15 protein-coding genes are annotated in these 17,172 nt (G+C 33.7%); 8 read left to right on the top strand and 7 right to left on the bottom strand.

The genetic code is table 11. The features are described 5' to 3' along the window. Window positions 1–45 precede the first annotated feature (45 nt). The 3 genes from APR43_RS11010 to APR43_RS11000 form a co-directional block, all read right to left on the bottom strand. On the bottom strand, window positions 46–1,827 hold the full coding sequence (locus tag APR43_RS11010; protein ID WP_053472364.1) for a RagB/SusD family nutrient uptake outer membrane protein: 1,782 nt from the start codon (window positions 1,825–1,827) through the stop codon (window positions 46–48). Between the two features lie 20 nt (window positions 1,828–1,847). Next, a complete protein-coding gene (locus APR43_RS11005; protein WP_053472365.1) occupies window positions 1,848–5,060 on the bottom strand; it encodes a SusC/RagA family TonB-linked outer membrane protein in 3,213 nt (1,070 codons plus the stop codon). A 636-nt stretch (window positions 5,061–5,696) separates the two neighbouring features. Continuing rightward, complete coding sequence (locus APR43_RS11000; protein ID WP_053472366.1) at window positions 5,697–6,863, bottom strand: MFS transporter; 1,167 nt, start codon at window positions 6,861–6,863, stop codon at window positions 5,697–5,699. Between the two features lie 103 nt (window positions 6,864–6,966). Here APR43_RS11000 and APR43_RS10995 point away from each other — a divergent pair, with 103 nt between their 5' ends. The 4 genes from APR43_RS10995 (at window position 6,967) to APR43_RS10980 (ending at window position 9,519) form a co-directional block, all read left to right on the top strand. Then, a complete protein-coding gene (locus APR43_RS10995) occupies window positions 6,967–7,800 on the top strand; it encodes an AraC family transcriptional regulator (protein WP_053472367.1) in 834 nt (277 codons plus the stop codon). Window positions 7,801–7,870: 70 nt separating this feature from the next. Continuing rightward, entirely contained in the window at window positions 7,871–8,254 is a 384-nt protein-coding gene (locus APR43_RS10990; RefSeq protein WP_053472368.1) for a hypothetical protein, read from the top strand. Between the two features lie 171 nt (window positions 8,255–8,425). Continuing rightward, window positions 8,426–8,956 (top strand): DUF3347 domain-containing protein, encoded by a 531-nt coding sequence (locus tag APR43_RS10985; protein ID WP_053472369.1) that lies wholly within the window; start codon window positions 8,426–8,428, stop codon window positions 8,954–8,956. Between the two features lie 2 nt (window positions 8,957–8,958). Further along, window positions 8,959–9,519, top strand: coding sequence for a helix-turn-helix domain-containing protein (locus APR43_RS10980; protein WP_053472370.1), 561 nt, complete (start codon window positions 8,959–8,961; stop codon window positions 9,517–9,519). Between the two features lie 227 nt (window positions 9,520–9,746). Here the strand turns inward: APR43_RS10980 and APR43_RS10975 are convergent, their stop codons facing one another. After that, complete coding sequence (locus APR43_RS10975; RefSeq protein WP_053472371.1) at window positions 9,747–10,028, bottom strand: Txe/YoeB family addiction module toxin; 282 nt, start codon at window positions 10,026–10,028, stop codon at window positions 9,747–9,749. Then, window positions 10,004–10,234 carry a DUF2683 family protein gene (locus APR43_RS10970; protein WP_053472372.1) on the bottom strand — a complete coding sequence of 77 codons (231 nt, stop codon included), beginning with the start codon at window positions 10,232–10,234 and terminating at the stop codon, window positions 10,004–10,006. The genes APR43_RS10975 and APR43_RS10970 overlap by 25 nt, the downstream gene beginning before the upstream one ends. A 250-nt stretch (window positions 10,235–10,484) precedes the next feature. On the opposite strand from APR43_RS10970, the gene APR43_RS10965 reads away from it, so the two are divergent. Continuing rightward, window positions 10,485–11,198: a heavy-metal-associated domain-containing protein gene (locus tag APR43_RS10965; RefSeq protein ID WP_082356435.1), complete on the top strand. Its 714-nt coding sequence runs from the start codon at window positions 10,485–10,487 to the stop codon at window positions 11,196–11,198. 119 nt (window positions 11,199–11,317) lie between these two features. Then, the gene (locus APR43_RS24470; RefSeq protein ID WP_165590691.1) at window positions 11,318–11,473 is read left to right on the top strand and encodes a hypothetical protein; all 156 of its coding nucleotides are present in this window, start codon (window positions 11,318–11,320) and stop codon (window positions 11,471–11,473) included. Between the two features lie 246 nt (window positions 11,474–11,719). Here the strand turns inward: APR43_RS24470 and APR43_RS10960 are convergent, their stop codons facing one another. Together APR43_RS10960 and APR43_RS10955 are read right to left on the bottom strand one after the other, a co-directional pair. Continuing rightward, the gene (locus tag APR43_RS10960) at window positions 11,720–15,115 is read right to left on the bottom strand and encodes a polysaccharide deacetylase family protein (RefSeq protein WP_053472373.1); all 3,396 of its coding nucleotides are present in this window, start codon (window positions 15,113–15,115) and stop codon (window positions 11,720–11,722) included. Between the two features lie 433 nt (window positions 15,116–15,548). After that, complete coding sequence (locus tag APR43_RS10955) at window positions 15,549–16,001, bottom strand: DUF4442 domain-containing protein (protein WP_053472374.1); 453 nt, start codon at window positions 15,999–16,001, stop codon at window positions 15,549–15,551. A gap of 251 nt (window positions 16,002–16,252) precedes the next feature. Between APR43_RS10955 and APR43_RS10950 the strand changes: the two genes are divergently transcribed. Continuing rightward, window positions 16,253–16,711 carry a DUF4870 domain-containing protein gene (locus tag APR43_RS10950; RefSeq protein WP_053472451.1) on the top strand — a complete coding sequence of 153 codons (459 nt, stop codon included), beginning with the start codon at window positions 16,253–16,255 and terminating at the stop codon, window positions 16,709–16,711. Window positions 16,712–16,836: 125 nt separating this feature from the next. After that, entirely contained in the window at window positions 16,837–17,169 is a 333-nt protein-coding gene (locus APR43_RS10945) for a PadR family transcriptional regulator (RefSeq protein WP_017498072.1), read from the top strand. The last annotated feature ends 3 nt before the right edge of the window (window positions 17,170–17,172 follow it).

Below are 17,172 nucleotides of genomic sequence, written 5' to 3'. Positions count from 1 at the left end.
CATGATGCCTTATAATTAATAAATAATTGTATGAGATTAATAACCCTAATCATTAGTTAATTTACCGTTACTTCCGTCAATAAATACTTGCCAGATTGGCCAGAATTGTCTGTTATCAGGATTCACGCCGGCTTTATACAAACTATTGATTTTTGCATCGGTGGCAGCGCCTGTCCATGTCCATTCAAAAGAAGTATAAGCAGCTCCCGGATTAGCCGTTTCTCCACGGTTTAATCCGTAAATATCTAAGCTCACATTATCAGCTTTAAATTTATAATATAAGGTTGTTGGCACTGTAGCGTATTCACCCAAACGCTGCGATAAGTTGGTCATTTTGACTTTGGCTTCGTCTAGTTTTGTTTTAAGAAGATTCCAGCGAATTAGGGCTTGTTTACGCTCCATTTCTCCTGTAAACTCAAATTTATTTTCTTCTACCAATGCTTTAAACATAGCATCTTTGCTGGTTAAGGCACTTACATAAGCATCTACTTTTACTGGCTGAACTGCGGCCGGGAATGCTCTTCTTCGGATTTCTTTTAAATAAGGTGCTGCTGCACTTGGCCCTTCTAATTCGTTAGCTGCTTCTGCTGCTATTAAAAGAACTTCTGCATAACGCATATAAATTTTGTTAACACCATCATCGTTTGTCGAAGTAACTCTGCGGGTCATCCATTCGTAACGGTATTTCCCAAAATACCAGGTATTTAAAGCTCCTAATTCTTGTTTTGCAATATTGTTTACCGCTGTTCCATATTTGTATGGAACGCAGGTTACATCTCTACGTGTATCTGCCTGATCGTAGTCGTAAAAAACGAAAGGAAGCGGCCCTGCAGTTCCCCCGCGGTTTGGTCCGTTTGCATGAAATTGATCATCTGTAGTATGACGTACTGCAAATGTAAACAGCATACGCCCTCTTCCTTCTGAAAATGGAAGTTCCCACAGCGATTCTCCGCCTGCAACTAAATATTCCTGATTGTATTTTCTCCAAAATGTTTCGAAAGAAGATTCTAAATGTGCAGATCCGCTTTCAATTACCGAACGGGATTCTGCTAATGCCAATGCGTACATATTGGCAACAGAAAGCTGCGGATCTGTACTTCTTCTTACTCCGTCAGGATATTGCTGATAACCGCTCGCAGCCATTGCTAAACGCGCGCGGAAACCTTTTACGAATGCTTTATTGATTCTTTCAACACTGCTTGTTGCGGTAGTTTCTCCAGGCCACGGCACTAATGTTGCTGCTTCACCTAAATCTTTAAGCAGTTGTTTGTAAATTTCGTCACGGCTTGTTTTTCCTATGTAAAGTGTTTCATTTGTTAATGGCTCAAATCGGTACGGAACATCTCCCCAGGCTTTTATTAAATCAGCATAATAAATAGCTCTTAAAGTTAAAGCTTCACCTAATAAATATCCTAAGTCAGATCCCGGTGTTGGGTTTCCATAAGTACGTAAACCGCGAACACAAAGATTGGCACGTTCAATTCCTGAATACATCATTGCCCAGGCATTATTGGTTGTGTTCATTTGTGAGTTATTTGACTTTGCATCATAGGTGCATAAATCTGATGCATCACTTACGGTCTGTGAAGAATTATACCATTCAACATCTGTGTTTAATCCATAAAAAGGAAGAAAACGACCTCTGTAAGAGTTAGTTTCTGCAAACGGAATTTTAATTCCGTCTACTGCTCCCGCAGCTAAATCAGGACTGGAAAAAATAACTGATTCGTCTAATGTTGATTGTGCCGGAGCATCTAAGTAGTCATCTGAGCAAGAACAAAAAAGACTTGCAACAAACATTCCTGCTATTACTATTTTATGTTTCATCTTGTGAAAGTTTTACTGAATTAAAAATTAAGGTTTAAACCAAATATCAACTGTCTGCTTCTTGGATAAGCTGAATAATCAACCCCAGGAGTCAACGGTGTATTTCTTCTTGTTGAAGCTTCAGGATCTTGCCCGGTGTATTTTGTCCAGACAAATACGTTACTGGCAGTTAAGTAAAATCTTAACTTAGAAACGCCTAAAGCAGAAGTCAAATCATTTGGTGTAGTATAACCTAAACTCAAAGTATTAAGTCTTAAAAAAGACCCGTCTTCAACTGCCCAGTCACTAAAAACATAACGCGGCATATAAGGTGACCACATTGTAGTATTTGCATTTAAAGCCCCCAGTGCCGCAGGATCCGTTACTAATTGTCCTGTGTTAGGATCAAAGTTTGTCCATCTTGTTCCGTCAGCCATTTCAGTATTTAAATTTCTATATTGTCCATTTGGAATTGAAGTAGAAAATTCAATTTTGTTGGCATTGTAAACATCATTCCCAATACTGTAGTTAAATGCTGCAGAAAGATCAAATCCATATGCATTCGCATTCAATACAAAACCTCCTGTCGTTTTTGGATTTGCATTTCCAATCACCGTAAGATCATTTGCATCTATTTTATTATCACCATTAATATCTTTCAATTTCATTGCACCCGGTTTCATAGGCCCAACAATTGTAGTGCCATCTGGTACTCCGGCTTTTAAAGTGTAAGCTCCTGCGTTATAATTGAAATCAGATACTTCGTAACGTCCGTCACTTTTATATCCGTACATCACACCTATTGACTGGCCTACATTTACTAAATAATCATTTCCAATCGCAGTAGAAGCCCATCCGGAACTTGCACCAAAGTTGCTCATTACACCAAGTGAGTTGATTTTATTGGTGTTGAATCCGGCATTAAACGATAAGCTTACGCCGAATTTCTCTCTTTCGATTAGGTTAAGATTTAAAGTGGCCTCAACTCCGCTGTTTTGAACTTCACCCATGTTTCTGTATTGGAAATCATATCCTCCTGAAATTGGGAAGTTGATCAATAAATCTTTTGTAACGTTTTTATACACCTCAACAGAACCTGTAACACGGTTTTTAAACAAATCGAAATCTAAACCTAAGTTTTGCGTCACAGTGGTTTCCCATTTTAAATCCGGGTTTGCCATTGTTTTAGAAGGCGCCCAGTAATTATCAACACCATTAATCCAGGTAGATGTTGTAGAGGTAAAACTCTGAACCATTTGTCCTGTTGGGATATTGTTATTTCCTGCTTCACCATAACTTGCTCTAAGTTTAAGCAAATTGATCCATGAAGCATTTTTCATAAATTCTTCTCCTGAAATTTTCCACGCTGCCGCAGCCGCCGGGAAAAATCCCCATTTATTATCGCCTAAAAATTTACTTGAACCATCCGCACGATACGTTGCTGTAAAAAGGTAACGATCTTTATAATCGTAATTTAAACGACCAAAAAATGAAAGCAATTTATCATCCGGGAAATAGAAATTATCCACAGAAACCGGTGTTCCCTGAGTCGTTAATTTTTTTGCCTGATCCAAACCAAAAGTTAATGGGTAACCATGAATAGCAGTATTTACATCATTTCTTTTGTATTCAATAGATTCTTCACCAAAAAGTAATTTTAAACTATGATTTTCTCCAACGAATTTTTTCAAATCATAATTCAGCGTATTGGCGTTTCTAAAACGAGTATCTTTTCTGTCTCCCATTATCATAGCCGGCATACCTTGTCTTTCTGCCGCCGGATTATTTTTTACATAATAAGTAGAACGTCCAAAATAACGATAGTCTAAATAATTGTAATTATCCCAGCCTAATTCTGTTTTAAAAATTAAATCTGAAGTAAGTTTCCATGAAAAACTTCCCAGCATATTAAAGTTTTTTCTAAACTGCTGGCGGTCAGTGTCAGCAATAGCCACAAAAGGATGCGTTAAATTATCCGAAACTGCTTCATCAGTATCATCAGTTGTTAAACCCGGAACCGGAATTGGAGCATATCCCACAATATTTTTTAAACGAGAATCTGCCGATGAAACTTCATTTTGCTCGTTCATTCCACCACCATTAATTTCTGTATCTGAATAACGAACTGTAAAACTCAAATCAACTTTATCAGAAGCTTTACTGTTTAAAGCCAGCGACAAGTTATTTCTATTAAAATCTGATCCGTCCATGATTGCTTTTTCATCATAATGAGCATAATTGAAATTATAGTTCATTTTATCTGAACCGCCGCGAATCGATAAGTCACGGCTTTGAACTTCACCTGTACGCCCAAAAACCTGTCTTTGCCAGTCATTACCTTTCATGCCTTTGTACATGTCATAATCATTCCATGAACCAAAATATTTCTCATAAGAGTTTAAATTAGCACTATCCTTAAGCAAAGCGTACTCATACTGCCATTTGACATAATCTTCCGGAGCTGTAACATCAATTGTATTGGCTATTTTTTTCATACCGTAAAACATATTGTAGTTTACGGAGATTTTTCCATCTTTACCTTTCTTAGTCGTAACAATAACAACTCCATACGCACCTCTTGAGCCATAAATTGCCGTAGATGACGCATCTTTTAAGATTGTCATCGTATCAATGTCAGAAGAAGAAATGTCATTAATATTATTTACCGGAAATCCGTCTACAATGTATAACGGTGAAGCATCCTGCGTTAAAGAACCGTTTCCACGAATTCTAATCTGCACGTTTGAATCCGGTGAACCTTCCGAAGAAGTTACCTGAACTCCCGCTATACGTCCCGTTAAGGCTTCTGCTACGTTAGGAACAGGAATTTTACGCATTTCATTTCCAGAAAATGTCGCTACCGCACCCGTTAAATCAGATTTTTTTGAAGTTCCATACCCAATTACAACAACTTCGTTTAGGTTATTTGAATCTTCAGACATAGTTGCATTTACTTTGGCTTTTCCTTCTGTAGGTATTTCAATAGTTTTAAATCCTATAAATGAAAAGCTTAAAACCGCTTTTGGATTGGTTAATTTTAATTTATAGTGGCCGTCAAAATCTGTAGAAGTCCCGTTCTTCGTTCCTTTCTCCAGTACATTAACCCCTGGCAAAGAAAGTCCGGCTGCATCCTTAACGGTTCCTTCTATTGTCACTGTCTGAGCATTCGCTCGATTGCTCAACAGCAAGCACAATAAAAAAACAAATGCAAAGCAATGATTTGCTCCCTTGTTTAATAAATCTTTAAAATTCATGGTTGTTTGTTTAAGTTAGTAAATTGTTTAAAAGTGGTTTTTGTGGTTTCTTTTTTTGTTTGTCAGCCCAGTTTCTGCAATTATTCACAAAGATTAGGTCTACACTATTTTGGAATTTTAATCATTCTGTTTTTGTAAGAATCGAAACTTCTATTAACAAAGCTTAAAAAAGTTGTAATCGATTACACAAACATAGATATTTTTTTAATATAAAAAATTAAAATTCATAAAAAATTCATAAAAATTTCATAAATAGAATTATATATCAAAAATAAAACAGCTTTTTTATACGACTTCTGTAATTTTACCGATATATAAATATTAAATATATTATCGTAATTTGATAATTTGTTACGATTTTATCTAAAAAAACAATCGATTACAAGCTTACAATTTAATAAATTTTTAAGTGTATTTTTAACATTTAAAATTGATGAAAAAATTAAATAAAATTTTTAACTCATGTCATTTTTAACAAGTTTTCTTTCAAAAAAGAAACCTACAACTTGTTTTTAAACTTCTACTACAGTCCTTAAACAAGCACTCAAAACCCTAAACAAATCCTAAAATATTTTTTGGGCATAAAAAAACCCTTAGAAATAATCTAAGGGTTTGATATTTATAGAAATATAAAATTTATGCGTTTTGAAGCTTCAAATCATTTTTGCGCATTTTAATTAAAGTCACTGTGATAAGCATTCCAACAATCGACATTCCAACTCCAATAAGATTTGGAGATTCGTAGCTGTATCCGGCTGTTAAAGGTAATCCGCCAAGGAAAGCTCCAAGAGCGTTTCCGATATTAAAACTTCCCTGTAAAGAAGCTGAAGCAATCATCTCTGCTCCTTTTGCAGTTCGTATCATCAACATTTGAATTGGCGCAATAACCGAGAAAGAAATAGCACCCGTTAAGAATGTTAAAAACAAAGAAACATATTGATTTGATGAAAAGAAGTAAACTAAAATCAAATCGATTGACATGATAAACAACAAGGCTAAAGTAGTTGGTGCGGGAGAATATTTATCTGCCAGTTTTCCTCCGGCAAAATTTCCAACTACCATTCCAAGTCCGGCAAGAATTAAAATATACGAAACATCGCCTTCGCCAAATTTCGAAACATTAATTAATAAAGGAGCGATATAACTAATCCAGGCAAATAATCCTCCAAAACCAATGGCAGTGATTCCGATAATTAACCAAGCTTCGGTTCTCTTGAAAAACTCTAATTGTTTTTTCATATTTACTGTTTCTCCTTTATCCAGCTTTGGCATCCATAAAGAAATAAGTAAAAAGGTTAACAGCCCCACAATGGCAATTAGTACAAAAGTATAACGCCAGACAAAGTTATGCCCAATATAAGTTCCGATAGGAACACCAATTAAATTAGCCAGGGTTAAACCCGAAAACATAATTGCAATCGCCTGAGCTTCTTTTCCTTTATCGGCTAAACGGCTTGCTACTACCGCACCCACTCCGAAAAACGCTCCATGCGGTAATCCCGATAAAAATCGCGAAGCAAATAAAAAATTATAAGAAGGTGCAATAATCGAAAGCGCGTTAAAAACCGTTAACATTAAAGCTAAAATTAAAAGCATTTTTTTAGGTGGAAAATTTCTTCCAAGTATTACTAATAAAGGAGCGCCAATAACGACTCCAAGTGCATAAGCAGAAATTAAATATCCGGCAACAGGAATACTAACTTTCATATCTGAAGCGATATCAGGAAGAAGACCCATCATTACAAATTCGGTTATACCAATTGTTAAGCCTCCAAAAGAGAGTGCAATAAGACTTTTTTTCATTTTGATTGGATGAGAAAGGGAAAGACTTTCTACGTTGCAAATTTAACACCATTAAGCAAGAAAAAAGTTGTACATTTACAACATAAACTTGTAATAATAAAACATGCCGAAATTAAATCAGTTTGAAACTCTTGTGATTCATGAGTTTGAAGATGAAAAATTTCATCTTCCGCCGCATACACATACCTATTACGAAATCATCTATATAAAGAAAGGAAGCGGCGTTCATCACCTCAACAATAATCTTCTTCCTTATAAATCGGGAGATTTATTTGTGATTTCGCCAGAAGACGAACATTATTTTGATATTAAAAAATCAACACGCTTTGTTTATATCAAATTCACGGATAATTATTTTAATTCGAAACAAAATTTAACCTGCGATGAATTCTTAATTCACACGCCTGAAAATTTTATGCGGGATAAATTATTAAAAGAAACCGTTTTAAAATTAGACGATCCGTGCAAAACGATTCTAAAAAATACAATTGAAAATATTACGGCTTATAATTGTAAAACCGATGTTTCGACTTCACCTATTATCTTTTATCAGATTCTTTCGATTTTTGGCGTAATCAAAGAAACTATAAAATGTATGAATCTGCGAATGGAATCGACGCATATCGACAACGAACAAATTGCGACTTATATTCATCAGAATATTTACAACCCGAAATTGGTTCAGATAAAAGTCATTGCCAGTCATTTTAATATTGCCGAAACTTATTTTAGTGCTTATTTTAAAAGGACTTTTTCTATCAGTTATCGTGATTATATCAATAACCTGCGAACGACTTTAATCGAAAAACGGATTCATAACGACAAACTTTCTATAAAACAAATTGCTTACGAATTTGGTTTTACCGATGAAAGCCATCTTTCGAATTATTTTAAAAAGAAGAAAAACATGAAACCGACTGATTTTAAGAAATCTTAAAATTAGAAATCTTAAATAAGTAACGGCTCTTAAAAAAAATATCTAAATTTGTAATTCCAAAGCATTTTCATTGAAGAAAAAAATCCACATATTGTTTTTCTTTTTAACTCTTGGCTTCTTTTTGATGTCGAATTCAGGTTATGCGTGTGGAAAATCTTCTGAAAAAACCTCATGCGAAAAGAAAGCTGTTTCTAAAAAAGAGAGTTCTCATTCTTGTCAGGAAGATTGTTGCAAGAAAGGCCATGATTCTAAAGATCAGCACGGCTGCAGCGGAAAATGCGATCATTCGAGTTGTACAACTACTGCTTTGCAATTTAGTTTAATTACTACAAACGAATTTGAATTCGAAAATAATCTCTTTAATTTCTCGTCTGAGAAATCTATTTCTTACTATAAAACCGCCAGTATTTCTGATGGTTTCACCTCTATTTGGTTAATTCCTAAAATAAAGTAATTCTATTTCTGACAGCCATAATAGTGTTTTGCCGCTAAGGCACAAAGGCTCGAAGAAATATAAAACTTTGCTCCCTATAGCTATCGGGATTGTGAAATTAAAAACATCCTATAAAAAATTAAAATTATTTAACTTAGAGAAAAATTACATTCTCTATCAAATTTACATACAATGAAAAACTCAATATCAACTATAGCAGCAATAATTACATTATTATTTACTGCAAACACGATTCAGGCAAATACAATAAAAACAACAGAAACAGGAATTGAAATCGCTGATTTAAGTCAGTTACAATCTGTTTATGATGCATATTTTACTGTAAAAGATGCTTTAATTAAAAGCGATGCAAAAGCAACTTCGGCGAAAGCCAAAGATTTATTAGATGCCATTACTGCTATAAAAATGGACAAATTAAAAACTGACGAACATACTGCCTGGATGAAAGTGGTAAAAAAATTAACTGCCGATGCCAAAAGTATTTCGACTACAACAGATTTAAAAAAGCAACGTGAGACTTTTAAATCTCTTTCAAAAAACACATACACTTTAATTAAAGTTTCAAAATCAAGCGAAGTTGTTTACAAACAATATTGCCCAATGGCTGATGCAGATTGGTTAAGCAAAGAAAAAGCAGTTAAGAATCCGTATTACGGTTCTTCGATGTTAACTTGCGGAAACGTGGTAGAAACCATCAAATAAATATGACGCTCTACATCAAAAACATGGTGTGCGCCCGCTGTAAAATGGTTGTGAAGTCTGAGTTTGAAAAACTCGGACTTCAGACTATTTCTGTTGAATTGGGCGAAGTCGAACTGCAAGATGATCTCAACGATTCTCAAAAACAACTCTTACTTAAAAATCTGCAGACTTTAGGTTTTGATTTATTGGATGATAAAAAAACCAAAACCATCGAGAAAATTAAAAATCTTATTGTCGATTTGGTTCATCATAAAAACAACGAACTCAAAATCAATTTATCTGATTATTTAGTCGAAAACCTTCATCAGGATTATAATTCGTTAAGCAATCTTTTCTCTGAAATTGAAAATACTACAATTGAAAAGTATTTTATCAGTCAGAAAATAGAAAAGGTAAAAGAACTGTTGATTTATAATGAACTTTCGTTAAGTGAAATTGCTGATCTTTTAAACTACAGTAACGTAGCACATTTAAGCAATCAATTTAAGAAAATTACGGGCTTCACGCCTACTTATTTCAAACAGCTTAAAGATAAGAAACGTATTCAGATCGAGAATTTGTAAAAGAGTCTATTTCTCGCAAAGTCGCAAAAGCGCAAAGTTTTTTTTAAGTTAACAATTAAGCATCTAGTTTGTCATTTCGAGGAACGAGAAATCGCACTCGTAAATTGACAAAGATTGACGCTTTTAGGAAAGGAATTTCTAGTGCGATTTCTCGTTCCTCGAAATGACAAAAATGACGAATTACTTTGTCTTAAAAAAAACGTGCTAAAATTATTAGCACGTTTTTTTTATTTATTTGAATAATGTCCCATAGCTGAAATCACAACAACCGTTACAATTTCTTCCTCAACACTATATATAAGTCTGTCTTTTTTATTTATTTCTCTCGACCAAAATCCTGAAAACTGATGTTTTAGCGCTTCTGGTTTCCCAACCCCTTCAAATGGAGTTTCGCTAAGCTCTTCAAGAATTTTTGCAATTTTTTTTATGCTAGATTGATTACCTGATTTTAAATGCTTTGCTATATCGTTTTTTGCTTCTGGAATTATTTCAACCCTAAACTTCCCCATACATCATTCGGATCAACCGTTATTGTTTTAGATTTTCCACTTTTATAATCTGCATAACGCTTTTCTATCATAGCAACAAATTCAGGATTATAAGGACTTTCATTCTCTTCTATTTTCACTCCTTTATTTGTAACAGCTAACAACTTCGCAAGCTCAAGCAATGTTTTGCCAGCTTTTGTTTTTTCATTTATAGTTATAGTTGTCATAATCTTAATTTTATTATTACAAAGGTACAAAAAAATTTAACCGCAAAGGTTTACGCAAGTTTAACAAAGTTTTTTAGGAAAGGCTTTGCGAACTTTGCGTTTTTACAAACCTCAGCATATCAAAAAACCTTAGCGCCCTTTGCGGTAAAAAACCACTTTTAGTAAATGTTACAAATCATTCTCAAAATTATACAAACCGTTGTAGATCTTACTTCGGAAATTTGCATTGTAATATATAATAAATAAAACAATGACCCATACATATCAACTTAACGGAATGACTTGTACAAGCTGCGAAGACAAAGTAAAAAAAGCGCTTCAGCTTGTAGATAACGTGACCGATGTTACCGTTTCTAAAGATAACAACACCGCAACAATATCGATGAACAAGCACGTTGCACTGGCCGAATTGCAAAACGCATTAGAAAGTAAATACGAGATCAAAGCTGTCAATCATAATGAAAACATCGAAGAAGTAAAATCATGGTTTGCTACTTATAAACCTATTTTGCTAATTTTTTTCTACATCAGTTTAGTTACTTTATTAATACAATATACCAATCATCATTTTGACTATATGCAAGCCATGCCGCACTTTATGGCAGGATTTTTTCTGGTTTTTTCGTTTTTTAAACTATTAAATCTAAAAGGTTTTGCCGAAAGTTATATGATGTATGATGTGCTGGCAAAAAAAATTCCGGCCTGGGGATATGTCTATGCTTTTATTGAACTTGGTTTGGGAATTTCATATTTATTGAATTTTAATCCGTTATTAACCAATGCCATTACCTTTATCGTCATGACCATTAGTATCGTTGGTGTTTTGCAATCGGTATTAAATAAAAAGAAAATTCAGTGTGCTTGTTTGGGAGCTGTTTTCAATTTACCTATGAGTACCGTAACGATTATTGAAGATGGTTTGATGATCCTGATGAGTTTAATTATGCTGATTACCATGCTGTAATTAAAATCATTTTTCATATTAACTTATCGTTGACAAATTCCAAAACTAAATCGTATTATATTTGAACCATCATCTTCAATCAAAAAACGAAAATTATTAACAATTAAATTTTACAAAAAATGCAAAAATTATTTACCGTTTTAACCATCGCGTTATTTACAATTGGATTACAAGCTCAGGATACAACGCCTGCTAAGAAAGAAAAAGCTAAAAAAGAATCTTGCTGTAAAAAAACAGATGCAAAAAAAGACAAAAAATGCTGCGCTAAGAAATAATCGCAACATGTATTAATTGAAAAGGCCTCAAATATTTGAGGCTTTTTTTTATGTTTTTTTTGCCACGAATTACACGAATTTTCACGAATTATTTTTTTATAAAATGCTTTAGCATTTTAATTTTAACTTTAAAAATTTGTGGAAATTTGTGTAATTCGTGGCGAAAACTCGTGCAACTTTGTCAAAGTTCTTCCCTAAGAAATCTTTTTAATCCTTTTAATCTGTGGCAAAAAAACTTTAAAAAAATTATTTCACTGTTGCGACATTTCCTGTTCTTGTAAGTACTCCCCAACTTTGGCTTTCTCCTTTTATGGCTCTTCTTAATGCTCTAAATAAAATCACATACATCAATTGTCGGTACACAAATCGCTGCGGAATTAACCATATTAATTTGGTCAGTTTTTCTTTTTCGAAAATAAAAGCAATAACACTAACCAGCATATCTACCACCATAAAAGCGATATAATAAACCAATATTTTATGAAGACTGTCCGGATCATTGAAATTCCAGATTAAACTTAAAATAAGAATTAAATCTGCTAAAGGTGCAAAGATTGGCAAAACGATTTGGAAAAGAAGAATATTAGGCAGAGCAACCATTCCCAATCCTTTATATCTCGGATTAAAGCATGCATCTCTGTTTTTAAAAAATGCCTGCATAATACCATAACTCCATCGGAAACGCTGTTTCATAAATTCTTTCAAACTCTCCGGAGCTTCTGTTATGGCAACGGCTTCAATACAATTTATAATACGGTAATTGTTTCTTAAAATCCGAATCGTCAAATCGCAATCTTCAGCAAGAGTATCGGTTGTAAAACCTCCTGCTTTTTCAATTGCTTCTTTCTTAAAGGCTCCAATTGCTCCTGGAACAACCGTAATTCCGTTGATTAAATCAAAAGCCCTGCGGTCAAAATTCTGCGCCGTTGTATATTCAATACTCTGCCATTTGGTAAGCATTGTATTTTCGTTTCCGACTTTTACATTTCCAGCAATCGCACCAATTTCTTCATTGTTTTTTAATTGAATCCTAAAGCCTTTCATTAATTGCGAAATGGCATCTGTTTTTAACTGCGTATCGGCATCAATGCAAACCACATACTCATTTTGGGTTAATTTAATTCCGTAATTTAAGGCAGATGCTTTTCCTCCGTTTGGTTTGGTATTGATTTTCACTTTTGGATTATTGCCAAAAGCTTCATTTATCATGGCAAAAGTTTTGTCTTTAGAACCATCATCTACAAAAACAATATCAAAATCAGGATAATCCTGCCCCAATAAATTCTCGATTGTTTTTACCGCATTTATTTCTTCATTATAAGCAGGAACAATAATACTCACTTTTGGAAGGACTCCATTTGAAGGTTTATAAATTGGCGGATATTTGTGATCTTTCCATTTTTTAATAAAAGCCATAATTGCCATTAATGCAATTCGGAAAAAACCCAGAAAAATGGCAACCCAAAATGTAGCCGTAATAAAATGTCCAAACCAATATCCGAAATCAAAAATAAAATTGTCAATTGAAATAAACGGACCTTTTGCTTCGGGCATAATTTCATCTTTTGTTTTACCAAGCAAATGAGCAACAGTCGTAAACTGAATATGTCTGTCTTTAAAATATTTAATAATTCGGGGCAGGGCTATAACGGTAGCTTCTCTGTTTCCTCCGGCATCGTGAAGCAGAATAATTCCTTTATCGGGATTTGCTTCATATTGTTGTATGGTTCTAATGTAAACAGAATCGGCACTTACGCCTTTTTCCCAATCATTTGGATCGATACTTTCACCAACGGTATAATAATTTTGCGCTTTGCTTAACGCAATTGGTTTCAGTTCGGCTTCTGTTGTGGGTTCGGCATCTGCATTATAAGGCGCTCTAAAAAGAACTGTACTTTTTCCGGTAACGGCTTCGATTAATAATCGGGTCGTTTCCATTTCTTTGGCCGCGCGTTCCGGACTTACCAAAGCGATATTTGGATGCGTAAAAGTATGATTGCCTATTTCATGTCCTTCTTTATAAATTCTTTGCAGCAACGGAATATTATTTTCTCCCTGAATACCAATCACAAAAAATACTGCGGGTACTTTTTCTTTTTTTAAAATATCTAAAATCTGCGGTGTATAGGCAGGATCCGGTCCGTCATCAAAAGTCAAAATGACTTGTTTGTTTACGTTTCCAAATTTGCTGATTACGTATTTTGTGGGTAATTCTACATATTTCTGTTCTGTAATAATGTCCTCGTCATTATTGATTTCTAATTCTATTTTTCCCGCTGCAGGAGCTGCAATCACATTTAATATTTCGCCGTCTCCAATATAAGCAGGACTTTCGATTCGGGTATCGACACGTTTCATTACATTAAAATCGAAAGGCTTTTTATTGATGCTTTCATCTGTTAAGCTGCGCTGATAAAAACTCCACAAACGTTGATCTTCACTTCCTAAGCGCCACAAAGCTGTTCCTCCCAAACCATATTCGTCACTAAACCTTATGGTATTAAAATTAGTTGCTGCATCTTCAAAATTAACGACGTGCTTTTTGCCATTACTATCTGTATAATTAAAAGAGTTACTATAGCTGTTATTATCAAATTTTATCGTGGCATTATGCTGCTTTGCAATGGCAATTGCCTGATCGTAAGTTATGGTTTCGCCTTCTTGTTTTTCCTGCCAGTCGTAACCATAACCGGCAAAACAAAGAATAATTTTCTCTGATGGAATTTCCTGCGCCGTTTTGTCTACAATACGTTCTATCCATTTCTGACTGCTTACATCTCCCGGAACACTGCCGGCATAATGTTCATCATAAGCCATCAAAAACATATAATCGTTATACTTGGATAATTCTTTTATATTAAAATCATCGTCTGATGCCATAATATCCTGCGAAACAAGATAGCCAAGCGGATGGAGTTTTTCATATAAAGCTTTTTGAAAAGCAATTATTGGTTCATCGCTATTTTCTTTAAACTCTTCAAAATCGATATTTATTCCTTGTAAATCATATTTTTTTAATGCTTTTACAATATCATTAATTAGTCTTTCTCTTTTATTTTTATCATGAAGAATGCGATGAATAAGATCGCCGTCGAATTCACCTTCGCCTAAAGATTCGTTGATATTATTGATTAGCGGAAGGATTTTTACCTTTCCTTTTTTCATTACTTTCAATGCTGCCGTATCAATTTCTGTGCGGAGTAAATCGGTTTTTGGGTCAATAAAAAACCATTCGGGAACTACCATATTGAGTTTGTCAATATTTTTTTGGAGTGAAAATAAACTCTGTGGATCCCAGTCTACATAAAAAGCTGACCGAATTTCTTCAGTTGTTTTAGGTACAATAGGTTGTTTTCGTAATTTTTCTATTTTCTTTTTTTCTCTTAAGAAATAATCAAACCCTTTAAACTTTTTGAGTTCTTTATCACTTAAGTCTTTTGGCGTAATGGGATTTTCAAGACTATGTCCGGTTCGGCTGCTGTTGGCCAAAAGCGGCAATGGTGGTTTTAATCCTCTTTTTAAAGTAATAAAGAAAATAGGAATCATTAAAATAAGAAGAAACAAAATAAGCCTGCTTGACCATTGAAATGTTTTCCAGCGTTTTTGGGTAACCGTCTGAAATATTTGTTTTTTATCATCCATATACTTTACTTTTTTAGATAAATGCTATTAAAAGATAAATCAAAACATTATTTGTAAATCCTGAAGATTTAGACAACTTGATAAAATTCTGTTTTACTTTTATGAAATATTTATCTTACAAATGTAGTTTAATTTAGATACAAAACTAGTATTGATAAATGAAGATAAAATTAGCAGACAAAATATTTCCGGAAGCAGAAACTATAGAATAAAATTACGAAAGAAAAAGCTCAAAAAAACAAAGCATTGCAACAAAACTTACTGATTAGCAAATAAATACAAAAAAAAAGACCCCAATTGCTTGAGGTCTTTCTTTATGTTTGTTTTTCGCCACGAATTTCACGAATTAGCACGAATTATTTGTTCAAATTGAATTACATAGATTTAAAACTTTAAAATTCGTGCTAATTCGTGAAATTCGTGGCAAAAAGATTTATTTCAATCTAACGCTCCATTCAAAATCCATTTCAGAAACCTGAACGCCTTCTTCATTAGTTCCTATAGATTTCATCCAGAAGGTCTGTCCATCGCCAGTTGCGATTGTCTGCTGAATGGCTTCGGCAATTAAATGTCCGTCGTTGCATACAAAAGTTATTCTTCCGGTTGCTTTTTTGGTAAAGTTCCCTTTATTATTAGCGACAAGCATTGAGATTTTTTTACCGCTTTGCTGAATTTGTGAAATAACCAAAGCGCCTGTTGTTAACTCAGCAGCCATTGCCTGAACAGCGAAATACATTGAATTAAAAGGGTTTTGATTTATCCAGCGGTGTTTTACACTTACTACACATCTGTCTTTATCGATTGCTTTTACACGTACGCCGCAAAAGTATGCCGACGGTAATTTGAATAATACAAATTTGTTAAGTTTAGATACAGATATTGCCATTTGATATATTTTTTATGTAAAAATACAAAAAAACTATGCACGCACAATAAATTGATATTACTTTCTAAAACCATCAGTAAAATCAATACTTAACAATGATTTTCAATTATTTATGATTCAAAAACTCATTTTGTATTTGTTAATATTTTGTTAATATTTGGTACTATGCAAAACAAGATACTGTCTTTTAGATATATATTTGCATAAGAAATTACTATATGCTTTTAATCATTCAATCAAAACCACTCATCATGGAAAAATCATCAGAAAAGAATACTTCGGCATTCGCACATTTAAGTACATTAAGTCAATACATTATTCCGTTTGGAAATTATATTTTTCCAATTATCATTTGGTCAAGTTATAAAGACAAATCGGAGTTTGTAGATCATCACGGAAAACAAGCTTTGAACTTTCAGTTAAGTTTATTGCTTTACACATTAATCTTAGCTTTAATCGCAATTCCGGTTTTTGTTACGGTTTTTTTACAGAACCTTCCAATCGAAGCTGTTTTTAATGACCATGAAGATTTCTACATCAGAAATTTCAATTTTGAAGGAAACATTGGCCTTTTAAGTATTGGAGCTACGGCAGTAGTACTTTTTGGACTTTTAAAATTTGTTGAATTCTTTTTAGTGATTTATGCTTCTATAAAAGCTTCAAACGGAGAATTATACAAATATCCGCTTACGATTTCTTTTATAAAGTAACACTTCGACTTCGCTCAGTGTGACAAAACAGGTTAAAGGTTATAGCACAAAAAACAATCAATCATCAATCAATTATCATCAATCAAAAAACGAATTGTTCAATCTAAAAAAAACAAAATGAAATTATGAACATTGAAAACACAAAAGCACAGATGCGCAAAGGTGTTCTTGAGTTTTGCATCTTATCTGTTCTAAAAGAAAAAGACGCATATACATCTGAAATATTAGACACTTTAAAAAACGCAAAATTACTAGTTGTTGAGGGAACAGTTTATCCGCTTTTAACTAGATTGAAAAACGACGGTTTACTAAATTATCGATGGGAAGAATCGACATCTGGACCACCTAGAAAATATTACGGATTAACCGAAATAGGGCAAACATTTTTAAACGAACTTAGCGGTACCTGGACTGAATTGTCTGACGCCGTAAAACTAATCACCAATCAAAATCAATAAGTC

The sequence above is a fragment of the Flavobacterium sp. NLM genome, from assembly GCF_002210235.1.
In the GTDB taxonomy this organism is placed as follows: domain Bacteria; phylum Bacteroidota; class Bacteroidia; order Flavobacteriales; family Flavobacteriaceae; genus Flavobacterium; species Flavobacterium panici.
Note: the sequence above shows the minus strand (reverse complement) of the source record. Positions and strands in the feature narration are given on the sequence as shown.

What these genes read in the sequence shown, in the direction of transcription:
- APR43_RS11010 (WP_053472364.1), bottom strand. Translation starts at nt 1,827, where the DNA reads ATGAAACATAAAATAGTAATAGCAGGAATGTTTGTTGCAAGTCTTTTT.
- APR43_RS11005 (WP_053472365.1), bottom strand. Translation starts at nt 5,060, where the DNA reads ATGAATTTTAAAGATTTATTAAACAAGGGAGCAAATCATTGCTTTGCA.
- APR43_RS11000 (WP_053472366.1), bottom strand. Translation starts at nt 6,863, where the DNA reads ATGAAAAAAAGTCTTATTGCACTCTCTTTTGGAGGCTTAACAATTGGT.
- APR43_RS10995 (WP_053472367.1), top strand. Translation starts at nt 6,967, where the DNA reads ATGCCGAAATTAAATCAGTTTGAAACTCTTGTGATTCATGAGTTTGAA.
- APR43_RS10985 (WP_053472369.1), top strand. Translation starts at nt 8,426, where the DNA reads ATGAAAAACTCAATATCAACTATAGCAGCAATAATTACATTATTATTT.
- APR43_RS10980 (WP_053472370.1), top strand. Translation starts at nt 8,959, where the DNA reads ATGACGCTCTACATCAAAAACATGGTGTGCGCCCGCTGTAAAATGGTT.
- APR43_RS10975 (WP_053472371.1), bottom strand. Translation starts at nt 10,028, where the DNA reads ATGGGGAAGTTTAGGGTTGAAATAATTCCAGAAGCAAAAAACGATATA.
- APR43_RS10970 (WP_053472372.1), bottom strand. Translation starts at nt 10,234, where the DNA reads ATGACAACTATAACTATAAATGAAAAAACAAAAGCTGGCAAAACATTG.
- APR43_RS10965 (WP_082356435.1), top strand. Translation starts at nt 10,485, where the DNA reads ATGACCCATACATATCAACTTAACGGAATGACTTGTACAAGCTGCGAA.
- APR43_RS24470 (WP_165590691.1), top strand. Translation starts at nt 11,318, where the DNA reads ATGCAAAAATTATTTACCGTTTTAACCATCGCGTTATTTACAATTGGA.
- APR43_RS10960 (WP_053472373.1), bottom strand. Translation starts at nt 15,115, where the DNA reads ATGGATGATAAAAAACAAATATTTCAGACGGTTACCCAAAAACGCTGG.
- APR43_RS10955 (WP_053472374.1), bottom strand. Translation starts at nt 16,001, where the DNA reads ATGGCAATATCTGTATCTAAACTTAACAAATTTGTATTATTCAAATTA.
- APR43_RS10950 (WP_053472451.1), top strand. Translation starts at nt 16,253, where the DNA reads ATGGAAAAATCATCAGAAAAGAATACTTCGGCATTCGCACATTTAAGT.
- APR43_RS10945 (WP_017498072.1), top strand. Translation starts at nt 16,837, where the DNA reads ATGAACATTGAAAACACAAAAGCACAGATGCGCAAAGGTGTTCTTGAG.